Annotated in this window: 23 protein-coding genes; 6 read left to right on the top strand and 17 right to left on the bottom strand. The window is 59.6% G+C overall.

The features are described from left to right. Nucleotide 1: 1 nt before the first annotated feature. The 3 genes from cpaB to B2344_RS12620 all read right to left on the bottom strand — a co-directional run bounded on the left by cpaB (nt 2) and on the right by B2344_RS12620 (nt 1,770). Nucleotides 2-844, bottom strand: a complete 843-nt coding sequence (gene cpaB, locus B2344_RS12630) for a Flp pilus assembly protein CpaB (protein ID WP_051607960.1) — start codon at nt 842-844, stop codon at nt 2-4. A gap of 100 nt (nt 845-944) precedes the next feature. After that, nucleotides 945-1,460: an A24 family peptidase gene (locus B2344_RS12625; RefSeq protein WP_206992160.1), complete on the bottom strand. Its 516-nt coding sequence runs from the start codon at nt 1,458-1,460 to the stop codon at nt 945-947. Between the two features lie 148 nt (nt 1,461-1,608). Then, nucleotides 1,609-1,770 carry a Flp family type IVb pilin gene (locus tag B2344_RS12620; RefSeq protein WP_084333459.1) on the bottom strand — a complete coding sequence of 54 codons (162 nt, stop codon included), beginning with the start codon at nt 1,768-1,770 and terminating at the stop codon, nt 1,609-1,611. Between the two features lie 306 nt (nt 1,771-2,076). Here B2344_RS12620 and B2344_RS12615 point away from each other — a divergent pair, with 306 nt between their 5' ends. The 3 genes from B2344_RS12615 to B2344_RS12605 all read left to right on the top strand — a co-directional run bounded on the left by B2344_RS12615 (nt 2,077) and on the right by B2344_RS12605 (nt 3,812). Then, complete coding sequence (locus B2344_RS12615) at nt 2,077-2,520, top strand: pilus assembly protein N-terminal domain-containing protein (RefSeq protein WP_051607959.1); 444 nt, start codon at nt 2,077-2,079, stop codon at nt 2,518-2,520. 123 nt (nt 2,521-2,643) lie between these two features. Continuing rightward, nucleotides 2,644-3,201: a TadE/TadG family type IV pilus assembly protein gene (locus tag B2344_RS12610; protein ID WP_034816417.1), complete on the top strand. Its 558-nt coding sequence runs from the start codon at nt 2,644-2,646 to the stop codon at nt 3,199-3,201. Nucleotides 3,202-3,206: 5 nt separating this feature from the next. Continuing rightward, nucleotides 3,207-3,812: a TadE/TadG family type IV pilus assembly protein gene (locus B2344_RS12605; protein ID WP_233347828.1), complete on the top strand. Its 606-nt coding sequence runs from the start codon at nt 3,207-3,209 to the stop codon at nt 3,810-3,812. A 13-nt stretch (nt 3,813-3,825) separates the two neighbouring features. Here B2344_RS12605 and B2344_RS12600 read toward each other — a convergent pair whose 3' ends face one another. Together B2344_RS12600 and murC are read right to left on the bottom strand one after the other, a co-directional pair. Further along, nucleotides 3,826-5,328 carry an MFS transporter gene (locus tag B2344_RS12600; protein WP_206992159.1) on the bottom strand — a complete coding sequence of 501 codons (1,503 nt, stop codon included), beginning with the start codon at nt 5,326-5,328 and terminating at the stop codon, nt 3,826-3,828. 92 nt (nt 5,329-5,420) lie between these two features. Then, the gene (gene murC, locus B2344_RS12595) at nt 5,421-6,845 is read right to left on the bottom strand and encodes a UDP-N-acetylmuramate--L-alanine ligase (RefSeq protein ID WP_290485334.1); all 1,425 of its coding nucleotides are present in this window, start codon (nt 6,843-6,845) and stop codon (nt 5,421-5,423) included. A 189-nt stretch (nt 6,846-7,034) separates the two neighbouring features. On the opposite strand from murC, the gene B2344_RS12590 reads away from it, so the two are divergent. Beyond that, nucleotides 7,035-7,523: a DUF3291 domain-containing protein gene (locus B2344_RS12590; protein WP_290483538.1), complete on the top strand. Its 489-nt coding sequence runs from the start codon at nt 7,035-7,037 to the stop codon at nt 7,521-7,523. On the opposite strand, the gene murG is transcribed toward B2344_RS12590, so the two are convergent. The 12 genes from murG to B2344_RS12530 all read right to left on the bottom strand — a co-directional run bounded on the left by murG (nt 7,520) and on the right by B2344_RS12530 (nt 20,476). Beyond that, nucleotides 7,520-8,617: an undecaprenyldiphospho-muramoylpentapeptide beta-N-acetylglucosaminyltransferase gene (murG, locus tag B2344_RS12585; RefSeq protein WP_206992156.1), complete on the bottom strand. Its 1,098-nt coding sequence runs from the start codon at nt 8,615-8,617 to the stop codon at nt 7,520-7,522. The two genes, B2344_RS12590 and murG, sit on opposite strands and share 4 nt — an antisense overlap. After that, nucleotides 8,610-9,719 (bottom strand): FtsW/RodA/SpoVE family cell cycle protein, encoded by a 1,110-nt coding sequence (locus tag B2344_RS12580; protein ID WP_206993152.1) that lies wholly within the window; start codon nt 9,717-9,719, stop codon nt 8,610-8,612. Before B2344_RS12580 ends, murG begins: the two co-directional genes overlap by 8 nt. A gap of 38 nt (nt 9,720-9,757) precedes the next feature. Then, complete coding sequence (murD, locus tag B2344_RS12575) at nt 9,758-11,173, bottom strand: UDP-N-acetylmuramoyl-L-alanine--D-glutamate ligase (RefSeq protein ID WP_206992155.1); 1,416 nt, start codon at nt 11,171-11,173, stop codon at nt 9,758-9,760. A gap of 10 nt (nt 11,174-11,183) precedes the next feature. Beyond that, complete coding sequence (gene mraY / locus B2344_RS12570) at nt 11,184-12,377, bottom strand: phospho-N-acetylmuramoyl-pentapeptide-transferase (protein ID WP_290485333.1); 1,194 nt, start codon at nt 12,375-12,377, stop codon at nt 11,184-11,186. Then, complete coding sequence (locus tag B2344_RS12565) at nt 12,377-13,810, bottom strand: UDP-N-acetylmuramoyl-tripeptide--D-alanyl-D-alanine ligase (protein ID WP_290485332.1); 1,434 nt, start codon at nt 13,808-13,810, stop codon at nt 12,377-12,379. Before B2344_RS12565 ends, mraY begins: the two co-directional genes overlap by 1 nt. Beyond that, nucleotides 13,807-15,246, bottom strand: coding sequence for a UDP-N-acetylmuramoyl-L-alanyl-D-glutamate--2,6-diaminopimelate ligase (locus B2344_RS12560; protein ID WP_290485331.1), 1,440 nt, complete (start codon nt 15,244-15,246; stop codon nt 13,807-13,809). Before B2344_RS12560 ends, B2344_RS12565 begins: the two co-directional genes overlap by 4 nt. Continuing rightward, nucleotides 15,243-16,871, bottom strand: a complete 1,629-nt coding sequence (locus B2344_RS12555) for a peptidoglycan D,D-transpeptidase FtsI family protein (protein WP_206992152.1) — start codon at nt 16,869-16,871, stop codon at nt 15,243-15,245. The genes B2344_RS12560 and B2344_RS12555 overlap by 4 nt, the downstream gene beginning before the upstream one ends. Next, nucleotides 16,868-17,209, bottom strand: a complete 342-nt coding sequence (gene ftsL, locus B2344_RS12550) for a cell division protein FtsL (RefSeq protein WP_206992151.1) — start codon at nt 17,207-17,209, stop codon at nt 16,868-16,870. Before ftsL ends, B2344_RS12555 begins: the two co-directional genes overlap by 4 nt. After that, a complete protein-coding gene (rsmH, locus tag B2344_RS12545; protein ID WP_206992150.1) occupies nt 17,206-18,228 on the bottom strand; it encodes a 16S rRNA (cytosine(1402)-N(4))-methyltransferase RsmH in 1,023 nt (340 codons plus the stop codon). The genes ftsL and rsmH overlap by 4 nt, the downstream gene beginning before the upstream one ends. Continuing rightward, the gene (locus B2344_RS12540) at nt 18,228-18,740 is read right to left on the bottom strand and encodes a division/cell wall cluster transcriptional repressor MraZ (protein ID WP_290480488.1); all 513 of its coding nucleotides are present in this window, start codon (nt 18,738-18,740) and stop codon (nt 18,228-18,230) included. The genes rsmH and B2344_RS12540 overlap by 1 nt, the downstream gene beginning before the upstream one ends. Nucleotides 18,741-19,160: 420 nt before the next feature. Continuing rightward, nucleotides 19,161-19,694 carry a carboxymuconolactone decarboxylase family protein gene (locus B2344_RS12535; protein ID WP_206992148.1) on the bottom strand — a complete coding sequence of 178 codons (534 nt, stop codon included), beginning with the start codon at nt 19,692-19,694 and terminating at the stop codon, nt 19,161-19,163. Between the two features lie 221 nt (nt 19,695-19,915). Then, nucleotides 19,916-20,476: a peroxiredoxin gene (locus B2344_RS12530; protein ID WP_034816389.1), complete on the bottom strand. Its 561-nt coding sequence runs from the start codon at nt 20,474-20,476 to the stop codon at nt 19,916-19,918. A gap of 121 nt (nt 20,477-20,597) precedes the next feature. On the opposite strand from B2344_RS12530, the gene B2344_RS12525 reads away from it, so the two are divergent. Both B2344_RS12525 and B2344_RS12520 read left to right on the top strand, forming a co-directional pair. Further along, complete coding sequence (locus tag B2344_RS12525) at nt 20,598-21,497, top strand: hydrogen peroxide-inducible genes activator (RefSeq protein WP_034816385.1); 900 nt, start codon at nt 20,598-20,600, stop codon at nt 21,495-21,497. 97 nt (nt 21,498-21,594) lie between these two features. Beyond that, nucleotides 21,595-22,566 carry a bifunctional helix-turn-helix transcriptional regulator/GNAT family N-acetyltransferase gene (locus B2344_RS12520; protein ID WP_290485330.1) on the top strand — a complete coding sequence of 324 codons (972 nt, stop codon included), beginning with the start codon at nt 21,595-21,597 and terminating at the stop codon, nt 22,564-22,566. The last annotated feature ends 59 nt before the right edge of the window (nt 22,567-22,625 follow it).

Genomic DNA, 22,625 nt, shown 5'->3' with positions numbered 1-22,625 from the left:
TTCAGCTTCCCCCCGGCCCGGCATTTGACGCTTTGCCGTTCCGATAAATCAGAATGCCACCATTGCTGTTGCCGCCATTCTCAAGCATGTCGATCCGTGCTGCCCGGTCATAGCTATCCCCAACATCCGACCAGGGACGCAGCGATAGCGAAAGCGCGCCTTTGCGCTGCGAAAGCGCAATCAGTTCGGCTTCCTTGCTATCCACTTCCAACGTGGCCGTATTGCCCACTTGAGAGGCGCCGCCTTCATCATATGTCAGGTAGACCTGATCGATCGCCAGTACACGCACGTTCTGAATAATGGTTTCGGTGGCAGTCTGCGGCACCATTTCGCCATTCATCTGCATCGTGGCTTGATATGTCAGGATCACATCCACCCGATCATTCGGCAAAATAAAGCCGCCGGATGCCGATTCTGTAGATATTTCGACGGACATGGCGCGCATGCCGGGTTCAATCAGCGCCGCCATCGTGCCCGTATCACCCTTCTTCACCAGCTTGCGAGGCAGGATCGGCTCATTCTCGAATATAGGCACCCGCACGACACTGCCGGCCAGCTCCTCTATCGCCTCCGGTGAATCGGTCTCCGTGCGATAGCCAGCAACAATACTCTTTTCCGGCCAGTCCGCCCATTCCAGATCATCCACGGTCACGAGGTCACCGATGTCCAGGTCACGGCGTGCAACAAGCACTTTCGTCTCGGACACTTCGCGCGTTTCGACCACGGTCTGCTGCTCAGTCTGGATCGTCGGCGCAGGTGCCTGCGCGAGATTGCGGACAAGGAAAGCCGCCGCAATTGCGGCAACCGCAGCGCCGATCAGGATGATTAGACGAATTGGCGACATGAGGCCCCACTCCTCTGGAAACAAGACTCCGCGGACGGCCCTGAACGATTCAGAGTGGTCCGGTCAAAGGCGACCTTTTCACAAGGCCACTAAAGCATCGTTAACTGAAAAGACTGATCCGGCTTAATACATCGGTAAGAAATGGCGACTGGGGACCGGCGGCAAAAACACCCGCAGCAATCGCGACTCCGTAGGGAACGCCCGCCTTTTCCTCGAAAGGGGCGCGGACAGCTCCCGGAACCACTTCAACCGGCATGGTCTTGCGAACCAGAATGATGAGGATGGCGCATGCGCCACCCGCTACAGCCATCACGAACAGGAATGTGATGCTGGCACTCGGCCCGACCCAAAGCATCACGGCAGGGATCATCTTGGCGTCCCCTCCCCCAACGATATTGAACGCGAACAAGCCGAACGCGATCAGGAAGGCACACAAGGCAGTAATAAGGTGTCCCCCGATGATTTCCATCGGAACGCCTGAAACGAACGCTGCCGGCACGAACAACACTGCGAGCGTCACGTTCAACCAGTTCGGAATCGTCAGGCGATTCACATCATGAAGCGCTGCAAAAACGCACAAGGCCAGGAACAGGCCGGCAATCATGGCCAGGATCATTGAGGGTTTCCTTCAAGTCTGTTGCGAAGCATGCTGACCCAAAAGATTGAAGGAAGTTTTTAAGCTCCGCCGTATGAGCATAAAAAAGAAGCCGCCAGGTTTTCCCCGGCGGCTCCATTTGTATAGCAAGACTAAATAAGTCTTGGTCTTAGGCTGCGTTCATGTCGTCGGCAACGCCCTGGAACTTTTCGTTCACAGAATTACCGAGGGCGGTAGCACCGCCGATGATAGCAACAGCGATAAGCGCAGCGATCAGACCGTATTCAATAGCCGTAGCGCCGGACTCGTCTTTCAGAAAACGTGCAAACATTGGAAACTCCCATCATGCAATTGTTATTGCCCCGGCAATAATCCTCTACCCGGAACATGACTGACACTACCGGTTCATTCTCAATATCGCGTGAAAGAAAACAGAAAATCCGTGAAGGCAAAACAGGGTTTCGTTTACCTTCTTAGTGCCCGCAAATATTGGGCTTTTGGTGATTCGGAAATTGCCGGTCCAGTCCCCTATAATGACTAGAACAGCGAAATCTGGTCGTCGTGGGTACGCTATTAGGAAACGTGCAACCTTATTGGAAGAATGTGCGCGGGCTGAATTAAGTCTGGAGACAGCAAGATGAATCTGTTCGCGAAAATCTGCACACTGCCGGTTGCCGCTGCGCTTGTATCCCAAATCGCAGTCGCGGGCCCTCTGTCGGTAGAGGTGAACAAAACCATACCGGTTCACTTGCGCAGTGCAGCTGCCAGCGTCGTCCTGGGCAATCAGACAATCGCAGACGTTGCGGTCCATGATGAGAAGCTCATCTTCATTACAGGCAAGACGTTTGGCACCACCAATTTGCTGATTTTCGACAAATCTGGCCGCCAGATCTATTCCACAGACATCCTTGTTGTCGCGAATGAAGCGAATGTGGTGACGATCAACCGGTCAGGATCCAACTATACATATGACTGTGCACCTACCTGCCGCTCAACCCTCAGCGTTGGCGATGCTCCGGAGCACTTCGAACAGTATATCGATCAGCAAACGGGCGTGAAGGCACTGTCCGACAGCAATTGATTGACGGTTCGTACCGTTTCTCTGACCCGAATACATAAAATTCGACAGATTCGCGAAACTGGCTGATCACCCACATCTGATAGACACCTCACCTGATCAAATGGGTCTGTGTGGGTGACGACAATGACATTACAACTTGGCATTCTTGCGCCACGACTGCGCAGCAAGTTCAAGGCATGGTGTGAAAACCGGCGCGGTGCGACCGCCGTCGAGTTTGCGCTCGTATCCGTCCCTTTCTTCTTCCTGATCTTCGGCCTGCTGGAAATCTGCCTGATATTCATCATGTCCACAGTACTCGAACATGCGTTGGCGGAAGCCTCCAGAAAGATCCGTACCGGACAGGCCCAGGACAACAGCTTCACAAAAGTCGAGTTCCGGAACGAAGTCTGCTCAAAGTTCTACAATCTGCTCAATTGCGATGATCGCCTCTATATTGACGTGCGCTCGCTCGACAAGTTCAGCCTCGCCGACCTGACCACGCCGTTGGCCGGTGACGGTGAAATTGATGATACCGACTTCAAATATGATCCCGGCTCGGCCAATGATATTGTGGCTGTGCGTGTCTATTATGAGTGGTCCCTCATGACCCCGTGGGTATCGACACCTTTGTCCAACCTTCCAAACAATCGCCACCTGCTTCAGGCCAATGCGGTGTTCCGCAACGAGCCTTTCGGAGATTGATGACCATGACCAAGAAATCCCTGCTCTCTCGACTCAATCCCCGTCTCAAATGGCGCGGTGTGCGCGGCATTCGCTATAATGAGGAAGGCGTCTCTGCGGTCGAATTTGCGTTGATCGCACCAATCCTGATTTTCATCTATCTGGGCGCGGTCGAGCTGAGCCTGCTGATGCGGGTGGATCGCCGCGTCACATCAACCACGGCGAGCCTTGGCGACCTGACCGCACGTCTCGCAACGGTGACCGACGAAGACATGGAAGAAATGTTTGCCGCCGCAGAAGTCATGATGCAGCCATATGAGGCACAGAGCGCCACCATGCGGATCACCAGCATCGTCGACAGTGGAGACGGCAAGGCCGTTGTCGCATGGTCAGACGCCTACAAGATGACCGCCTATTCCAAAGGCGCGACGGTCACGGTCCCAAGCGGGATCATCTCGTCGCCAGGATCGATCATCTTGTCCGAAGTCGTCTATGAGTATGACAGCAAGATTGGTGGCTTCCTCAACACAACGATGACGATCGACGATGAATTCTATCTCCGTCCTCGCCGTGTCGACGCAATTGCCCGCGTGACCCTCGGAACAGGCGATTCTTTCGGCCCGACCAGCTAGGGTCCCCTGCCCTCTATTCAGCAGGCGTCTTGGACACTTTCACGGTTGTCAGTACGGCAAAGCCGCAAAAGAACAGAAGCGCGATGGCAGACATGCCGACTCGCTGGCTGTTCGACCATGTCGTGAACAATTCGATCAGCAAGGGCCCGATCCAGACAGTGACGGTGCCCGCAATCGCATAAAGCCCGAAGAACTCCCCCCGCATATGCGTTGGTGCAATGTGGACCAGCATCGACCGGCTCGACGAAATGTTCGCCGTGGCGAACACGCCGATCAGCGCCCCGTTCAGCAGGTAGGTGACGTCAGACAGGCTGGAGAAAACGGGTGCCTGCCACAGTTCGCGGTTCTCGATCAGGCCGAACAGGATGGAATCCCGCGTCACGGACAAGCCAAAGAACAAGATGATGACGATTGCCATCAGCTCCATCAGGAGCGCATTCTTCGGGCCGAGCTTTGAGTCGAACCAGCCGCCCGCCACACCGCCAATCGCCGCCCAGATCGAGGCCCAGATTGCGTAGACGGTCAGCTCGACAATGCCCCAGCCGAGGAACAGGCTGACATAGACGGCCGCCAGCGCCAGCAGGGCGAACATGCCATCGGCATAAATGGTACGCGCAATCAGGAATTTGAACGCTTCCCGATATTCAGCTGCCTTGCGCACTGTGCGGACAACCCCCGCAGCCCCTTCTTTGACCGATGGGAAAAACGGGGTCCCCTTCACACCCGTATCTTTGGCGTAAAGGAAAAACGGAACGATCATCACGGCCAGCCATACCGCGCAGATCGGTCCCGCAATGCGGAAATGCTGGTACCGTGCGGTATCAATACCGAACAGGGGCTCCGCGAATGGCCAGTTCAGCATATCCGGCAGGGCAAACATGAAGACGATTGCAACGAACAACAGCGTCGCCGCCGCATTGCCGAGTGCCAAACCAAAGCCCGACACGGCCGGGAGGGCGCTTGGCCGGGCGGCGTCGGGAAGCATGGAGTTATGCGTCACCTCACTGAATGTGTAGGTGACATAGGCTGCGATGAGGATGGCGATGATTGTGCCGGTGGAAAATCCGGATTCGCCAGGCACGGCCCACCAGAGCAGGAAGCTGAGCACAGACAGGACACCGAGGAACAGGATCAGGAGCGGCTTGCGCCTCAGGCCCCGGTCGAATGCCGCTCCGAGGAAGGGCGCCGTCAGCGCCGCAATCGCGCCCGCCCATTTTGACAGGGACGCCACCACGGCCTGTCCTTTTGCGCCAGCAACCTGGCGCGCGGTTTCCGGGTCCATCCCTTCCAGCTCTCCGCTGGCCATTATGTCCGCGCCAATGATGTCGCGGGCGAAATAGGGCGCGAACACATAGATGATGATGAGGATATAATAGGGATTGCGCGCCCATTCGAACCAGGCCCACGCAAAGCCCGTCTTGCCGAGCGCTCCGCCCTCCCCGGCCGTGTGCGCGCCTTGCGCAGCTACAATTGCAGCTTCTTCGTCCTGGCCGGGCGAAATGGATGTCTCGGTCATGCGGTATCCTCCCAAGTGCCGCTTGCCGGCATCTGTCGACTAGCGTGCACATTCGGAAAGAAAGTGAAAGCGGTTTTGCCGCTGTCGCAACGTCAGGCCGACAGCTTTTCCGCCAATTCGGCCGCGTACTTGGTGATGTCCCCCGCGCCGAGACAAACCACCATCGCGCCGGGCTCAGCCAGGGCTTTCAATGTCTCTGGCAATGCCTCCATGGACGGGATCGTTGCAGCACCGCGATGGCCATTGCGGACTATGCTGGCGACGAGGGTCTCATGGTTGAACCCGTCAATCGGGCTCTCGCCCGCTTCATAGACCGGCGCGACCAACACATGGTCAGCCTGGTCGAAACAGCGGGAGAAATCCTCGAACAGGTCGCGCAGACGTGTATAGCGATGCGGTTGGCAAACCGCGATCAGCTGGCCTTGCCCCTGCATGGCGCGGGCAGCCTTCAATACGGCCGAAATCTCTACCGGGTGATGACCATAATCATCAATAATGCGGACGGGCGGCTTGCCTTCGACCGGCACCCATTCCCCGACCTGTGTGAAGCGGCGCTTCACCCCGCCAAATTGCCCCATCGAGGTCCGGATCTGATCGTCTGTGGCGCCTAGCTCCAGCGCGACGGCAACGGCGGCCAGCGCATTCTGGACATTGTGCTCGCCCGCCATCGGCAGAGTCAGCCCTTCGATCATCCGCGGCTGGGCAGAGCCGGGACGGCGCAGCGCGACATCGAAATGCGCGCCCGACAGATCGGTTTTCAGATTGATGGCGCGGACATCGGCCTGGCGGTTGAAGCCATAGGTGATGCGGCGCCGGTCCGTAACGCGCGCAGCCAATCCCTGCACTTCAGGATGGTCCGTGCACAGGACGGCAAAGCCATAGAAAGGCAAATTTTCGACAAAAGTATCAAACGCCTCGCGGAGTTTCTCCATGGAGCCGTAATGGTCCATGTGTTCGGCGTCGATATTGGTGACCACGGCGCAGGTCGGGTGGAGCTTGGCAAAAGTGCCGTCGCTTTCGTCACTCTCGACCACCATCCAGTCGCTCTCGCCTGCCTTGTAGTTCGACCCATAGGCATGGATGATCCCGCCATTGATGACGGTCGGGTCGATATTTGCGCCATCCAGCAGCGCCGCGACCATCGAGGTCGTCGTCGTCTTGCCATGTGTGCCCGCAATGCAGACCGTGTACTTCAGCCGCGTGATCTCGGCCAGCATGTTAGCCCGGCGCACGACCGGAATACCTGTGGCGCGCGCCGCATCAACCTCTGGATTGCCAGACTTGATCGCGGTGGAGATGATGACCGTACCGGCCCCTTCCACATTCTCGGCGGCGTGCCCGATGAAGATCTTCGCGCCCCGCTCGCGCAGGCGCTGGATATTGTCGGACTCGCGTATGTCAGAGCCCTGCACCTGATAGCCCATCGTGATCATGACATCGGCGATGCCAGACATGCCGATGCCGCCAATGCCGACAATATGCGCGGGACCAAGATCAAACGGAGTGGGAGAAGTCATGCAGGATCGTCCAAATGAGGAAACGGGAACGCTTAGCGATACCGTGACGCGGGAGCGCGAAGCAAGGACTGCTTGCGCATGACGCATTCATGAAATCCGAGGCGTTTTTCTTGAATGGGCATCGTGCGATCCCAAAATGACTGTAATGAGGCACAATTCGGGTGCTTCGTAGCGAGGGGAACCGCACTCATGAAAATGCATCTGGCCCAGCTCAATGTCGGCCACCTCGTCGCGCCGACGGATGATCCGCGCGTGAAAGATTTCATGGACAATCTCGAATTCATCAACGGGATCGGCAAATCCATGCCCGGTTTCGTCTGGATGATGGAAGGATCGGGTGAGCCCGGCCAGGGCAATACGGAAGCCAAGATCGATGGCGATCCGCAATTCGTTGCCAATCTGACCGTCTGGGAAGACGTACAAAGCCTCGAAACCTTTGTCTGGGGCACGATCCACCGGAAATTCTACGAACGCCGCGCTGAATGGTTCGAGATGATGCGCGAGATGCATTTCGTCATGTGGTGGGTGCCAGAGGGCCACGAGCCGACACTGGACGAAGCACTGGAACGACTGACCCGCCGCCAGCAAGATGGCGACACGGATGAAGCCTTCGGATGGGAATGGCTGCGTGAAGCCGAATTGCACAAGACGCACGCTTGCGCGCCCCGTGTTGCCTAAAGCTCCGCCACCCGCTCGGCCATGTCTGCCAGCTCTTTGGCGGCGTTGACCTTGGCAGACGCCTTGGCTGCGGCTGCCCGTGCGCGCAGATCGTCGGCATCCTGCAGACGGGCCGTTATCAGCGCGCCCAGCAATTGCGGATAGAGATTGCTCTCCAGCACCATGTCGGCGGCGCCAATCTCCGTCAGGGCCTCGGCATTGGCGGCCTGATGATCATCCATGGCAATCGCCAGCGGAATCAGGATGGACGGCCGACCGACCGCGGCAATCTCCGATACTGTGCCGGCGCCGGATCGCGCGATGACGAGATGCGCCTGTGACAGCTTCTGCGGCATGTCCGAGAAGAACGGCGACAACTCGGCTTCAATCTTCACACGCCGATACATGTTATCGACAAAGGCATACTGTTCCTGACGCACCTGCTGGATGATGCGAAGCCGCGCCTGCAGCGGGGGCGGCACGAAATCAACAATCGCCGTCGGGATCGTTTCACCGATGATCTTGGACCCCTGACTTCCGCCCGTAATCAGGATGGTCAGCATATCGTCCGTGGAGGGATAGGGATCCTCCCGCCGCGCCAGTATGGCCTCACGCACCGGATTGCCGACGGCCAGATGCGCGCTCCAGGAGGGTAGCCTGTCAAGCCGCTCGAACCCACTGGCGACCAGTTTGGCCTGCCGGGCAAAACGTCGGTTGACCCGCCCGAGAACAGCGTTCTGCTCATGGATGATGATCGGCACCTTCATGCGGCGCGCCGCAGCCAGTGCCGGGAAGGCCGGATAGCCACCAAAGCCTGCGATCAGGCTGGGCCGGGTTTCACGGATCAGGGTTTTCGCACGGGATATGCCCGCATTGATCTTCATGGCCGTCGCCGGCAGAGTCCATGGCTTGCGGAGATTGGGGGAAGAGGCCTGAATCTGTTCCAGCCAGTCGGCTGGAAATTCCTTGGCATATTTTGCGCCGCGCTTGTCAGAGATCAGGCCAACCTTCCAGCCTCTTGCAATCATCTCGTCGGCAAAGGCTCTGGCGGGGAACATGTGCCCCCCTGTGCCACCTGCTGCGATGACGACAAGCTTGTCTCTGTCTTCAGCCATACCGGCCCCTTGTGCGCGTACCTTGTCCGCGCACAAGTGCCAGCGCAAGGCCCAGTGTCAATCCCGTCCCGATCATGGACGAGCCACCATAGGACACAAATGGCAGTGTCATGCCCTTTGGCGGGATAAGGGCCAGATTTACGGCAATGTTTATGGCAGCCTGAAGGCCGAATAGCGTGAAGAGTCCGGCAGCCGCAGCGCGCGCATAGCCATCTTCCACACGTGAACTGGCACGGAAGCCCCGCAGGATCAGCAATACGAAAACCGCCATCAGCATCAGCGCCGCGATCAGGCCAAACTCCTCGACCATGACCGCATAGATGAAATCAGTGTGCGCGTCCGGCAGATGGATCTTAACTTGCCCCTCCCCCGGTCCAACACCAAACAATCCCCCCCGGCCGATGGCTTCGGCGGCGCGGTCAATCTGGTACGTATCGGCAGAGTCTGGATTGATGAAGCTGTTCACCCGGTAGCGAACATGCGGCAGCAAGGCATAAAGCGACGCCGACAAGCTGACCCCGCCAACCGCGAACCCTGCCGCCCATCTCCACGGCAGGCCACTGACATAGAACGTCACGACGAAGGCCGCACTCAGCAACACCGACTGGCCGACATCCGGTTGCAGCAATAACAGGCCGAGCGTGACCGCATAGAACAGGAAGGCAATGATCGCCCAAGGTCCGGTCGGATACAGCTCTCGCTGCGCCAGCAACCAACCGCTCAGGACAATCAAGGCAGGCTTTACCATCTCGCTCGGCTGCAGGGAAAACCCGGCAAACCGCAACCAGCGCTGCGCGCCCTTGGCCTCGTGTCCCCAAACGAGAATGAAGAACATCAGGGCAAGGCTGACGATAAAGACCAGCGTTGCAAACCGCCGCGCCCAGGTCCGGTCCAGCATGCTGACCACCACCATGATGGTCGCGCCCAAACCGGCAAAGCAGACCTGACGGAACACAAAGAAGTATTCATCCGAATAGCCAATCCGCGCCGCCGCAGTCGGCCCCGCCGCAAGCGACATGAGCAGGCCAATGGCAATCAGGAAAAACGCACCGCCGAAGAGCCCCCAATCGAGCGTCCGCCGCCACTCGGTCAGCCAGGACATGTCCGAGCGTGCGAGCAATGGGGAGGATGCTACGTAGGTCAAGCCAACTCCTTCAACTCCTGCGGCATCATTGACTGGACGATGCTCCGGAACACATCTCCGCGATGTTCAAAGTCGCGGAACTGGTCGAAACTTGCACAGGCAGGTGAAAGAAGAATGACCGGATTTTCGTCTCCGACCACTTTTGCATCACGAAATGCAGCCTGAACTGCATTTTCGAGCGTGCCGCATGTTTGCAGGGCCACCTTGCCCTTCAGCGTTGCGGCGAAGGTTTCTTCGGAGTCCCCGATCAGATAGGCCTTCGTGATGTTCGGGAACAGCGGCGCCAATGGCTGGATGCCCTCAGCCTTCGAAACACCGCCTGCAATCCAGTATGCTTTCTTGTAGGCTTTCAACGCCTGTTCGGCGGCTTCGGCATTGGTCGCCTTGGAGTCATTGACGAATTTCACGCCATCAATCTCGCCAACCATTTCGAGTCGGTGGGCAAGACCCGGGAAGGTGCGAATACCATCCATGATGGTCTGTGGGTCGAGGCCCAGCGCCCGGCAGGCGGCATAGGCTGCCGCGGCATTCTGGTGGTTGTGACGGCCCGGCAGCGCCATGCAGTCGGAGAGGTTACCGACGAACTGCGCCTGACCGCTATTGCTGTCATAGAGTCGTCCGTCCACGGCGCTGACGCCCCGGCCGAGCGCATAGGTGGATGAAGCCTGGACAACACGCGCTGGTCCATTTGCCGACAGGCCGATGGCGATGGACTGGGTGATCACATCGTCAAAGCCAATGATCGCAACATCTTTCTCGGTCTGGTTCTGGAAGATGCGCATTTTCGCAGCCTGGTACCCGTCCATGCCGCCATGGCGGTCCAGATGATCCGGCGTGATGTTGAGCAGCACGGCGACATCGCAATGCAGGCTCTTCACCAGGTCCAGCTGGTAGGAAGAGAGCTCCAGAACATAGGTTGCGTTGGCGTGCAGTGGGGCAAGGTCCAGCACGCCTGTGCCGATATTGCCCCCGATGCGCGCATCACGGCCCGCATGTTTCAGGATATGCCCGATCAACGCGGTTGTGGTCGACTTCCCGTTCGTGCCGGTGATGGCCACGATCTTCGGACGGCCACGCTCTGGCAGGGCCTGCACAGCGCGGGCGAATAATTCCATGTCGCCGACGACCGGCACATTGGTCATTTCCGCCATCCGCACAATCCGGTGCGGCTGCGGGAATTTGTATGGCACGCCGGGGGAAAGGACGAGCGCGGCAAAGGTCTGCCAGTCGCGCTTGTTGATGTCTGACAGGGTCAGGCCGGCGGCCTCCGCCTTTGCGCGGGTCTCTTCATTGTCATCCCACGCATGAACACGCGCGCCCCCGGCCTTGAGGGCCTTGGCAGCCGAGAGGCCTGTCCGGCCAAGGCCGAACACAGCAACATCTCTTCCAGCATATTCAGTAATCGGAATCATGGGTCTCGGCTTACCTCAGCTTCAACGTTGCGAGGCCCGCGAGGGCGAACAGGACGGACAGGATCCAGAAGCGCGCCACAACGCGCGTTTCTGGCCAGTTTTTCTTCTGGAAGTGGTGGTGCAGCGGCGCCATGAGGAAGATGCGCTTGCCTTCCCCCGTCAGCTTGCGGGTGACCTTGAACCAGCCGACCTGTATCATCACAGACACCGCTTCCATCACGAACAGACCGCCAATGATAACCAGCGCAAATTCGTGCTTGGCCGCCACCGCAACGACACCCAGCATTCCTCCAAGTCCGAGCGATCCGGTGTCGCCCATGAAGACCTTGGCCGGATAGGCATTATACCAGAGGAAGCCCATGCCCGCGCCGATCATGGAGGCGAGCAACACGGTCAGCTCGCCGGTGCCCGGCGTGAACTGGATGCCGAGATAGTCGGCGAAGACGAAGTTACCTGTCAGGTAAGCAATCAGGGCATAGGAGGCAGCCGCGAAACTCATCGGCACAATGGCGAGGCCATCCAGACCGTCGGTGAAGTTCACCGCATTCGCGCTGCCGACAACCACGATCATGCCAAACAGGATGAAGAAGCCGCCAAGCGGGAAGAAATAGTCATTTACGAAGGGCACAGCCACGCCGCCGGAAAAAGCCGGGTCGGCAGGCTCGACGCTTGTTTCAGGTGCCAGGCTGGCAATGCTCTCAGCCAATCCGTTCAGCGGGCCCCATTCGGCATGACCCGCTGGCGTGTGCGCGCCGTGCAGGCCCATGATGAACGCACAGGCAATCGCCGCTATGCCAAAGCCCGCGAGCAGGCGCACGCTCGCCGGAACGCCATCCGCGCTCTGCTTGGAAACCTTGGCAAGATCATCCAGGAAGCCAAGAACGGCGTAAGACAGTGTCACGAACAGTGTGGCCCAGATATAAGGGTTGGTCAGGTTGCCCCAGAGCAAGACGCCGACCACCAGGCCCAGCCAGATCAGGAAACCGCCCATTGTCGGCGTGCCCTGCTTCGACAGCTGCGCTTCCAGCGACAAGTCGCGGATCGGCTGGCCCTTACCCTGCCGGGCACGGAGGAAGTTGATGATTGCGTCTCCGAACAGGACGGTCACAAGGAACGCCGTCACCACGGCCGCGCCGGACCGGAATGTGATATAGTTCAGAACGTTAAATATACCGCTGTCTGCGGCCAGCCATTCGTATAGCATCACCCAACCTCTGCGGCGCCTTCTGCCCCGCGTTCCATCTTACCCATTGCCGAGTCGCTCCATTGGCGAATTCGGTCAGCTAGTTTCGCCATCCCGGACGCATTCGACCCCTTGATCAAGAGCACATCTCCATCTCGGAGCGCATTTTGCAGAGGATTCCACAGCTCTTCCCAATTGCGAGTCCAGGTCTGCTCCAACTGAGGCGGAAGTGCGTCCGAAAGATGAGTCATTTTGTCGCCTGCCAGGAAAATGGCAGCTGGCCCAGTATCCGCCACCGGATCCGCAAGCGCGGCATGTTCAGCATCCGACGTTTCGCCAATTTCGAGCATTTCGCCGAGCGCAATCAGCCGACGTCCACTGCCCCGACGGGACAGCGCAGCCAATGAGGCCTTCATGCTCGCCGGGTTTGCATTGTAGGCATCATCGATCAGCGTAATGTGTCCACCCTGTGGCAGGGTGAGCTGTTCGGCTGCCCCCCGACCGGGAGGTGGCGTGTAACCGGAAAGTGCCTCGGCGCAGTCCTCGACCGACAGACCGGACTGGCTGGCGGCCAGAACCGCCGCTGCCGCATTCATGGCCCAATGCTCACCAACCGCATTGATCGTGACAAGCACCGGCTTGCCGACAATGTCGAGCTGGATCCGGCTTTCATTGCCGTCTGTCTCATATCCGACAATACGCGCCGTCGCATTGGCGCTCCGGCCAAAACTCTCGAGATTTCCGGTCGGGCAGAAGCGCCGCGCGCGTCCGGCAAGATAGTCAAAGAATTCGTCATCGGCAGGCAGGATAAATGTCCCACCGGCCTCCATGCCGGTAAAGATATCTGCCTTCTCATGCGCAACTGCGCTGAGAGAGCCGAGCCCTTCAAGATGCGCCCCCGCAACACAGGTCACGATGCCGGTATGCGGACGAACCATCTGGCTGCGCGGCGCGATCTCGCCAGGAGTCGACATGCCAATCTCGAAAACGGCGCGCGTGGTGTCTTCCGGCATGCGCGCCAGAGTCAGCGGCACACCCCAATGATTGTTGAAACTCTTCACATTCCAGTGCGCCGGACCGAAGGCGCGATAGATCTGTGCCAGCATTTCCTTGACGCTGGTCTTGCCGGCTGAACCGGTCACGGCCGTGCGATGCGCGCCACAGCGGACCCGCGCGGCCACACCCATCTGCTCCAGCGCTTCCTGCACATCATCCGCAACGAGCTGAGGTCCCAGCCCGACCTGACGCGACACGAGTGCGCCCGCCGCGCCCGCAGCAAAGGCCGCCTCGACAAAATCATGCCCATCGCGCTGGTCCGTCAGCGCCACGAACAGGTCGCCCGGCTTCAGGCTGCGTGTGTCGATCGACACTGAACCCGTCACAGAGAACGGATCCGTCGCCCTGCCACCCGTAATGAGCGCGATATCGGAAGAGATCCAGAGCGGCGCGTTCATCCGGCGCCGCCTTTCAGCGCATCCAGCGCCGTGTCCTGATCTGAGAACGGGATGATATCCGCGCCAATGATCTGGCCGGTCTCGTGGCCCTTGCCAGCGATCACCAGCGTGTCGCCTTTTTTCAGTTCGGCGATAATCGTCCGGATGGCCTCTCCGCGATCGCCAATCTCGCGCGCATTCGGCGCGGTTTCGAGAATGGCATGCCGGATCATGTCCGGGTCTTCAGAGCGCGGGTTGTCGTCGGTCACGATCACATCGTCGGCCTGACGCGTTGCGATCTCGCCCATCAGCGGGCGCTTCTTGGCATCGCGGTCACCGCCGCACCCAAAGATGACTTTCAGTCGGCCGGCTGTATGCGGACGAACGGCGCGGAGCAACACGTCGAGCCCGTCCGGCGTGTGGGCATAATCGACAAACACGCCCGCGCCTGCCTCGGTCTTGCCGACCAGTTCGAGTCGCCCCTTAACGGGCTTCAGCTTGGACAGGCCGTCCATCACCGCGTCGACGTCCATGCCCAGCGACAAGCAGATCGCCGCCGCCGCCAGCGCATTCAACGCCTGGAACTCGCCGATCAGCGGCAGTTCGAAAGGCTTCAATTCGACATCGCGCCAGAACAGGTTGAGCACCTGCCCGGTCGCGCGCGGCATGATTTCGTCGATCCAGAGATGCTCGCCGCGCCAGCCGAAGGACACGACCTGCAGGCCATGATCGGTTGCGGCCTTCTCGAAGACCTCGCGATGGTCGCTGTCGGCGTTCACGATGGCTGGCATGCCCTGTCCGCCAAAGTCGCGGAACAGGCGCAGTTTGGCGTCGAGGTATTCTTCCATCGTGGCGTGATAGTCGAGATGGTCCTGGGTAAAGTTCAGGAAAGCAACAGCCGACAAGTCCACACCATCAAGGCGATGTTGCTCAAGGCCGTGGCTGGACGCCTCCATCGCACAATGGGTGACCCCTTGCCCGGCCAGTTCGTGGAGGGTCTCGTGAATGGTAACCGGATCAGGTGTCGTATGGCCGACATCAATCTTGCCCTTCGGGCCAATGGCACCAAGCGTGCCCATCGAGGCAGCCGACAGGTTTGCATTCGCCCAGATCTGGCGACAGAAATCCACCGTCGAGGATTTGCCATTCGTACCTGTCACGGCAGCGATCGTTTTCGGCTGCGCGACATGGAAGCGCTTCGCGGCGAGGGCCAGCGCGCGGCGCGGCTCATCCGCGATCACATGCGTAGCACCATCTACCGCAACGCCGCCTTCGGACAGGATCGCCGCAGCGCCTTTTTCGATTGCCTGCGGAATATAGTCCCGACCATCCGATACGGTGCCTTTCAGCGCCGCGAACAGATAGCCCGGCGCTACCCGACGGCTGTCAGCCGTCATGCCTTTGATTTCGATGTCTCCCTGCTCGACGAGCGGGAACAGGTCTTTCAGTTTGGTCACAAGGAACTCCTCTTCTCCTGGCCGGAGCGGAGGGCTGCGCCCGCCGGGCGAATATCCTCGAACCGTGGCGCAAGACCCAGAAGCGGCGCGACACGTTCTATCATTCGTCCCGCCGCCGGAGCCGCATTGTAGGCCGCCGTGGCGCCGGCCCCTGATCCGGCCTTCGGATCATCGAGGGTCACGATCAGGGCATATTGGGGGCGATCATAGGGAAAGACAGCCGCAAAGCTCGTGACATTGTGGTCATCATCATACCCGCCAAGGATCGGCTTCTCCGCCGTGCCGGTTTTTCCCGCAACGCGATACCCGGCAACTTCGGCATTCTTGCCGGTGCCGGTGACGACCGCTTCGCGCATCATCACGTTCACCATTTCAGCCGTCAGAGCAGACATCACTCTTACAGGCGCAGGGCGATCCCGATTGTTCATGATCAGGGTCGGCTGAACCCGCTCACCCCCATTCGCAAAGGTCGAAAAGGCAGCCAGGAAAGACATGGGCGATACAGCAATGCCATGCCCATAGGACACGGTAGCAGAATAGAGATCGTCAAACCGCTCGGGCAGGATTGGCGCTGAACTGCCCGCCAGTTCGATCTTCACCCGCTCCATCAGACCGGCGCGGGTCAGGAAATCCTGCTGGCGCCGCGGCCCCAGCTTCTCGTTGATCCGGACCGTGCCGATATTGGAGCTCTGGGAAATGATGTGTGTGATGTCGGCATCGCCATGGAATGGGTGATCATCCTCAATCCGGAAACCGCGAATTTCCAGCGGGCGGCGCACATCAAATAATTCGGTCGGGTGCACTACGCCGGCTTCGAGCGCAGCGGCGACCGTGAAGGGCTTGAAGATGGATCCGAGTTCGTAGACCGCCCCGGTCGCACGATTGAGGCGGGACGGATCCGACATCGGAATATCGACTGACCGGTTCGGGTCAAATGGCGGCCAGCTGGCCATGGCGCGCACTTCGCCGGTTTGCGCATCCAGCAGGATCGCGGCGCCACCTTCAGCTTCATGCTCGGCAGCGGCGATTGACAGCTCAGCCTCGACCGCTGCCTGCACGCCATTATCGATGGTCAGGCGGACCGGCTCTCCACCGGCGGCCAGACGTTCATTCTGGCTATACTCAATGCCGCCTGCGCCGAGGCCATCCACATTCGTGTAGCCCAGCAAATGTCCGGCCAAGGTGCCGCGTGGATAGGCCCGGCGGCTCTCTTCCTCGAAACGCAACCCTTCAAGGCCCAGGTCAAACACGGCCTTGCGCTGGCGTGGGGTCAGGCCGCGCTCTACCCAGACAAACTCACGGGTCTGATCTGACAGGCGCCGGGTCATCTCCGCCACGTCGAGATCCGGCAGGACCGTCGCGAGCGCTTCGGACACTTCGCCGCCATCCCAGATCAGTTTCGGATTGGCGACAAGCGAGTAGGCGGAGACGGATGTGGCGAGCAGTTCGCCATTGCGATCAACAATATCGGCCCGCACGATACGCTCGGCCTTCTGACCTGCCGCATGCGCAGGTGCCGCCCCGCCCGCAAGGGACAGGTAGCCGGCCTTGCCAGCCAGAACGACAAACAGCGCACTGACCGCGAGGCCAGCAAGCCGTGTCCGGTTCCGGGAGGCTTCGCTCACTCGGGCACCTCCCCGTTCTCGGTGGATGCAGGCGCCGGGACGCTCAGGCTGTTGGGCTTGCCAACCAGTGCATCCAGATCCCCCTCGGAAGCCATCTGCTCCGGCTTGGGCGGTGCCATACCCAGTTCGGTGCGGGCATATTCCTCAATCCATTCGCGGCGGCTCATGTGCGACAGCTCGGTTTCCAGCAGCGCCTTTTCCTGGCGCGCCTCCTCGATCTGCGCCTCAACCGCCATCAGCTCAGCCGCGGTGTCCTTGGCGCCATATTTGGCACGATAGAGGCTGACAATCAGCAGGCCGACAACGACCAATCCAAACAGAAATGCGCGGCGGCTCATAGGGCATCCTCCAGGTCTGACAGGGGCGGCAGATTCATGCCGTCGCTGGCCTCTTCTTCGATGGCGGGTGCGCTGGTACGGATTGCGGCCCGCAACTTGGCGGAGCGTGCGCGCGGATTGCCTTCAACTTCGTTATCAGACGGCAGAACCGCCTTGGAAACAGCCAGCTCGAACGTGGAGTCGGGGCCTTTCTGCGCAACCGGCAAATGACGCGATCCGCCGCCCATCTTGCCGGCACGGTTCTTCAACCACTGTTTCACCATACGGTCTTCCAGCGAGTGGAAGGCCACGATCACGAGACGGCCGCCCGGACGCAGCAGGCGTTCGACAGCGTGCAGCGCACGGGCCAACTCTCCCAGCTCATCATTCACATACATGCGGATGGCCTGAAACGTCAGCGTCGCCGGGTGAATACGCGCGCCCTTGCGCCCGCCCACGGCCTTTTCAACCGCATCGGCCAGTTCGGTGGTTGTCTCGAACGGCGTGTCATCACGGTGCAGCACAATCGCCCGGGCAATCCGGCGTGCCTGGCGCTCTTCGCCAAGACGGAAGATGATGTTCGCGAGGTCGCGCTCACTCATCATATTGACCACATCCGCCGCCGTTGGGCCTGTATCGCCCATGCGCATGTCCAGTGGACCATGCTTCATGAAGGAAAAACCGCGCGCAGCCTGGTCAATCTGGAAACTGGAAACACCGATGTCGAGCACAACGCCGTCAACATGTTCATATCCCGCCGCACGGACGATGTCGTCCATTTCGCCGAAGCGACCGAGCAAGGGTACGAGGCGTTCCGTCTTTTCCGCCATCTTCCGGGCGCGCTCAATGGCATCCACATCGCGATCAATGCCAATCAGGGTGCATTTGGAAGACCCAAGAATGGCGCGGCTATAACCGCCGCCGCCAAACGTGCCGTCAACAATGATCTCCCCATCCCTGGGGGCGAGCCATTCCAGCACTTCATCCAGCATGACCGGTTTGTGGCCAGGGTCGGGAGCGAGGGGCGCGTCCTGTGTCATCAGCTGTCGCCCCCATCCACGAGCTTCAGGGCGGCATTCCCCGAGGCCTGCTGGTGCAGCACTTCGGAATAGGCATGCCCGAGCGCTTCCAGTGTGTCTTCTTTCGCAGCCTCGGCGGCCATGGCGTCGAAATGTTCAGCATGGCGATCCGGGTTCCATATCTGGAAACTGTCCATATTGCCCGCGAATTTGACGCGATCGGTCAGGTTTGCCGCCTTCATCAACTCGTCAGACAGTTTGATGCGGCCGGTATCGTCCATCTTCAGGTCGGCAGAGCCCGCGATGATGCGCGTGACCAGGGCCTTGCGGGCGGGGGAGTGCGGGGCGAGCCGGGTCAGCGTCGCCCGATACATTGCCATCAGGGCCTCACCGCCGCCTTCCAGACAACCGGATCCGTCGAGCGCCGACCAGAGGAAAATCCGGTTTCCACCGCCCAGCGCAGCGCGAAAGGAAGCGGGTATGGAAACCCGACCTTTTGCATCAATAGCGCTTTCATAGGTGGAAACGAACACCCGCCAACCCTGACTTTGTCTGCCTAAACCCCGCATGGGTAAACCATGTCTTAACGTGGAGTATCATGGGACAGTATGGGCCTCAATGGGCACTGTGGATGAATCGAAATATCCACATCCGTAAACTACCGGAACAAAGATGAAATATTACGGCAACATACCGGAACGGTCGAATGGGCCGAAATGGGCGGCCGGTAATTTTCCTTTCTGAATCAGGCCGCTGCCCTCCCCTGCTGTGACGAGAAAGGCACGGGGGACGGAACATGTCTTTTTCTGCTGATTTCCACAGCTCGTTTCGGCAGTGCCCAGTATCTGTTCGTTTCGGCCCCGTATCACTTCGCGAATGCTTCGAATCGCAAAAAAAGCCCCGAAGCAATGCTTCGGGGCCTTTCCTTGGGTCTTGGAACATTCGCCGCGCAACTAGCCGGCCGTGACCGCCTCAGCAGCCAGCACGCGGGCGACAGCATTGACCACAGCGCCGATGCGGATGCCCGCCTGGATCTGCTCGGTCGACAAGCCGTGCTTGCGCAATTCGGCTTCATGCGCATCGAGACACATGCCGCAGCCATTCACGGCGGACACACCAAGGGAATAAAGCTCGAAGTCCGCTTTCTCGATTCCCGGCGCACCGATCACGTTCATGCGCAGCTTGGCTGGCAAGGTCTGGTACGTCGAATTGCTGATCAGGTGGATCGACCGGTAATAGACATTGTTCATGCCCATGATCGCGCTGGCAGCTTTCGCAGCCTTGATCGCTTCGGGGCTCAGCTTTCCGTCCGCTTCCGCTTCCAGCGCCGTCAGCGTCTGGGGTTCACCCACAGCATGGGCACAGGCGAGGAAACAGCCATATTTCTGTTGGTCGCTCAACAGGGTCTCGTTCATCAGCGAGCCGAGATTGAGCTTCAAATCCTTCGCATAGTCAGGCAGCGAAGATTTCAGGGACTCGATAGACATGAATCCTCATCCTTCCGGAATTCGTTGTTTTGATGGGGTGGGGGCGAATGGGTCCGACAAGCCTTGCAGGCTAGAGGGGTGGGAGTGCCAACGTCCGGAACTGGGTGGACGGAAGGCCTGCCGGACCTTTCGCGACGCTGAAGGGAAGATGCCTCATGGGTGGGGGAGGGAGTGAGACATCTTCCCGGAAGTTTCAGCGTTGCGCTCTATCTATGCGCAACCTAGGCAGCTGGTTCCAAAATATCTCCGCCAACCGGACGATTACATGGGCACAGCTCATCGGTCTGCAGGGCATCCAGCACGCGGAGCGTGTCTGCAGGGCTGCGGCCGACGTTCAGATTGGTCACATAAACGTGCTGAATCACGTTGTGCGGGTCGACAACATATGTCGCGCGATAGGCAACGCCTTCAGACGGCTCACGCACGCCAAGACCATCAACCAGCTCACCGCGGGTGTCCGCAAACTGCCAGATCGGCAGCTCTGCGAGGTCTGCGTGGTCGCGGCGCCATGCCAGCTTCACGAACTCGTTGTCGGTGGACCCGCCGAGCACAACCGCGTCGCGGTCTTCGAAGTCGCCGGACAGGCGGGCGAATTCAGCGATTTCAGTTGGGCAAACGAAGGTGAAGTCTTTCGGGTAGAAGAAGATGACTTTCCATTTACCCTCAAAGGAATCCTGCGTGATGGGCTCGAATGCGCTTTCGCCATTCTGCTCATGCTGCATGAATTTCGGCTTTACGCCCGTGACTGTGAACTCGGGAAGCTTTTCGCCAATGCCAAGCATAGTGGATCTCCTGGGATAAGATGTTGAGGCTGCCGGAACGGTGGGCCCGGTGGCCGTGCTTTCTCGCAGTTGCGGCAAAAAGGAAAATTGATAATTCCCATTGCCGGTATAGATTGTCTCTATGATTATACCGACCCTTCGCCAACTGCAGTATCTAGTGGCTCTTGGAGAGACCGGCTCGTTCTCTCGGGCCGCCGAGGCGTGCTATGTGACGCAGCCCACCTTGTCAGCCGGGATCAAGGAATTGGAGGATTTGCTGGGCGTCAAACTGGCCGAACGCGAACCGCGCGGCGCCAAGCTGACTCATGCCGGAGAGCTGGCGGTTTCGCGCGCCAATGCGCTGATCAATGATGCCCATTCCCTGGTCCAGTCGGTTCAGAGCGCCGGCGCTCTGCTCACGGGCCCCTTTCATCTCGGCGCGATCCCGACCATCGCGCCCTTCGTCCTGCCAGCGGCAGTCCGCGCCCTCAGCGAGCAATATCCCCAGCTCAAACTCTACCTGCACGAAGAGAAGACACCGCGCCTGATCGACCAGTTGCGCACGCGCACTCTGGACGCCGCCCTGATTGCCCTGCCCTGGGACGTTCCGGGCATCGAGATGCTGCCGCTATTCGATGATGAATTCCTGTTTGCCGCGCCCGCTTCACACCCGCTGGCCAAGAAGAACGGCCTCTCGCCAGAAGACCTGGCGGGCGAGAACCTCCTCCTGCTCGAAGACGGGCACTGCTTGCGCGATCATGCACTCTCCATCTGTCGCATGAAGACCGGCAACGGCACTGATCAGGTGGCCGCTACTTCACTCGGAACATTGGTCAACATGATTGCCGGGGGCCTTGGCGTCTCGCTCCTGCCCAAACTCGCCACAGATAACGGCCTGAACATCGGACCGGACGTCGCCGTACGCGAATTCGTCAGTCCCGTGGTCGGCCGCCAGATCGGTATCGCCTGGCGCACCGGCAGCCCACGCGAGGCCGATGCCCGCAAGATCGGTGAAATCGTCAAGGCCGCCACCCGGCACTAGACCGCTTCCCCTCTGATAATCGGGATTTCATCTTGACGGTTCCCGTGGCCAAGCCTAATCATATAACGCGTTATATAACTGATTATGGAATCCCGTGATGAGCCAGGATATTCTCGCACAAGTTGGCTATCTGGGCCTGGCCAGTCGGCTGAAGCGTCTTGCCGACCGGCTGCAGGCAGAAGCTGTCAGCGTGTTCGACAATCGCGCCTATCCGATCCAGACGACGCACTTTCCCTTGATCGCCGCGCTTGAGGCCAACGGCCCGCTCAGTGTGAGCGCGGCCGTCGAGGCCACCGGCGTTAGCCAGCCCGCCATCACGCGCATCCACAATGCGCTCCAGATGATGGGCCTGACCGACACGCGCCCGATTGAGGGCGACAATCGCCAGAAGGAAATCTTCCTCACGCCTGCCGGGGAAGCGCTGGTGTCCGAAATGCGCGCCAGCTTCTGGCCCGCCGTTCAGGAGGCCGCCGAGCAACTCTGTCTCTACCCAGACCATGACTTGCTGGCGGAAATCTGCCTCGTGGAATCGCGTCTCGCCGAGCAGCCCCTGTCGGCGCGGATCGAGACCCTGGCCAATCCTGCGGGCCTGAAGATCGTGGAATTCTCGGACGAACTCGCCCCGCATTTCGACCACATCTCCCGCGAATGGGTCGAGGAGATGTTCCGGCTGGAAGCGGAAGACATCGCCATGATCGAAAACCCACGTGCCAAGGTGATCGACAAGGGCGGCACCATCCTGTTCGTCGAGGATCCGGAACTCGGCATCATTGGCACCTGCGCGCTGATGCCCATGGCGGATGGCAGCGTGGAACTGACCAAGATGGGCGTTCTGGCCTCCGCGCGCGGTCGCCGGGCGGGAGATTTCCTGATGCGGCAGATTCTGAAGCGCGCCCGCCAGATGGAAATCCAGGATCTCTTCCTGCTGACCAATTCAAAATGCGCGTCGGCCATCCGGCTCTACGAGAAATACGGCTTCCGGCATGATGACGACATCATGCGCCGCTATGGCCACCGCTATGAGCGCTGCAACGTCACCATGTCCTATGCGATGCCTGCCCGCTCATAGAAAAGCCCCGCCGGTGGGGCGGGGCTTTGTCGCCGATCTGTGCCGGCATCTCCCTTTGG

Source organism: Hyphomonas sp. UBA3195 (genome assembly GCF_002366485.1).
GTDB lineage: Bacteria > Pseudomonadota > Alphaproteobacteria > Caulobacterales > Hyphomonadaceae > Hyphomonas.
The sequence above is the reverse complement of the archived record's forward strand: the minus strand, read 5'-3'. Positions and strand labels throughout refer to the sequence as shown.

Coding starts and splice junctions, on each gene's coding strand:
- cpaB (WP_051607960.1), bottom strand. CDS start 844: ATGTCGCCAATTCGTCTAATCATCCTGATCGGCGCTGCGGTTGCCGCA.
- B2344_RS12625 (WP_206992160.1), bottom strand. CDS start 1,460: ATGATCCTGGCCATGATTGCCGGCCTGTTCCTGGCCTTGTGCGTTTTT.
- B2344_RS12620 (WP_084333459.1), bottom strand. CDS start 1,770: ATGTTTGCACGTTTTCTGAAAGACGAGTCCGGCGCTACGGCTATTGAA.
- B2344_RS12615 (WP_051607959.1), top strand. CDS start 2,077: ATGAATCTGTTCGCGAAAATCTGCACACTGCCGGTTGCCGCTGCGCTT.
- B2344_RS12610 (WP_034816417.1), top strand. CDS start 2,644: ATGACATTACAACTTGGCATTCTTGCGCCACGACTGCGCAGCAAGTTC.
- B2344_RS12605 (WP_233347828.1), top strand. CDS start 3,207: ATGACCAAGAAATCCCTGCTCTCTCGACTCAATCCCCGTCTCAAATGG.
- B2344_RS12600 (WP_206992159.1), bottom strand. CDS start 5,328: ATGACCGAGACATCCATTTCGCCCGGCCAGGACGAAGAAGCTGCAATT.
- murC (WP_290485334.1), bottom strand. CDS start 6,845: ATGACTTCTCCCACTCCGTTTGATCTTGGTCCCGCGCATATTGTCGGC.
- B2344_RS12590 (WP_290483538.1), top strand. CDS start 7,035: ATGAAAATGCATCTGGCCCAGCTCAATGTCGGCCACCTCGTCGCGCCG.
- murG (WP_206992156.1), bottom strand. CDS start 8,617: ATGGCTGAAGACAGAGACAAGCTTGTCGTCATCGCAGCAGGTGGCACA.
- B2344_RS12580 (WP_206993152.1), bottom strand. CDS start 9,719: ATGTCCTGGCTGACCGAGTGGCGGCGGACGCTCGATTGGGGGCTCTTC.
- murD (WP_206992155.1), bottom strand. CDS start 11,173: ATGATTCCGATTACTGAATATGCTGGAAGAGATGTTGCTGTGTTCGGC.
- mraY (WP_290485333.1), bottom strand. CDS start 12,377: ATGCTATACGAATGGCTGGCCGCAGACAGCGGTATATTTAACGTTCTG.
- B2344_RS12565 (WP_290485332.1), bottom strand. CDS start 13,810: ATGAACGCGCCGCTCTGGATCTCTTCCGATATCGCGCTCATTACGGGT.
- ftsL (WP_206992151.1), bottom strand. CDS start 17,209: ATGAGCCGCCGCGCATTTCTGTTTGGATTGGTCGTTGTCGGCCTGCTG.
- rsmH (WP_206992150.1), bottom strand. CDS start 18,228: ATGACACAGGACGCGCCCCTCGCTCCCGACCCTGGCCACAAACCGGTC.
- B2344_RS12535 (WP_206992148.1), bottom strand. CDS start 19,694: ATGTCTATCGAGTCCCTGAAATCTTCGCTGCCTGACTATGCGAAGGAT.
- B2344_RS12530 (WP_034816389.1), bottom strand. CDS start 20,476: ATGCTTGGCATTGGCGAAAAGCTTCCCGAGTTCACAGTCACGGGCGTA.
- B2344_RS12525 (WP_034816385.1), top strand. CDS start 20,598: ATGATTATACCGACCCTTCGCCAACTGCAGTATCTAGTGGCTCTTGGA.
- B2344_RS12520 (WP_290485330.1), top strand. CDS start 21,595: ATGAGCCAGGATATTCTCGCACAAGTTGGCTATCTGGGCCTGGCCAGT.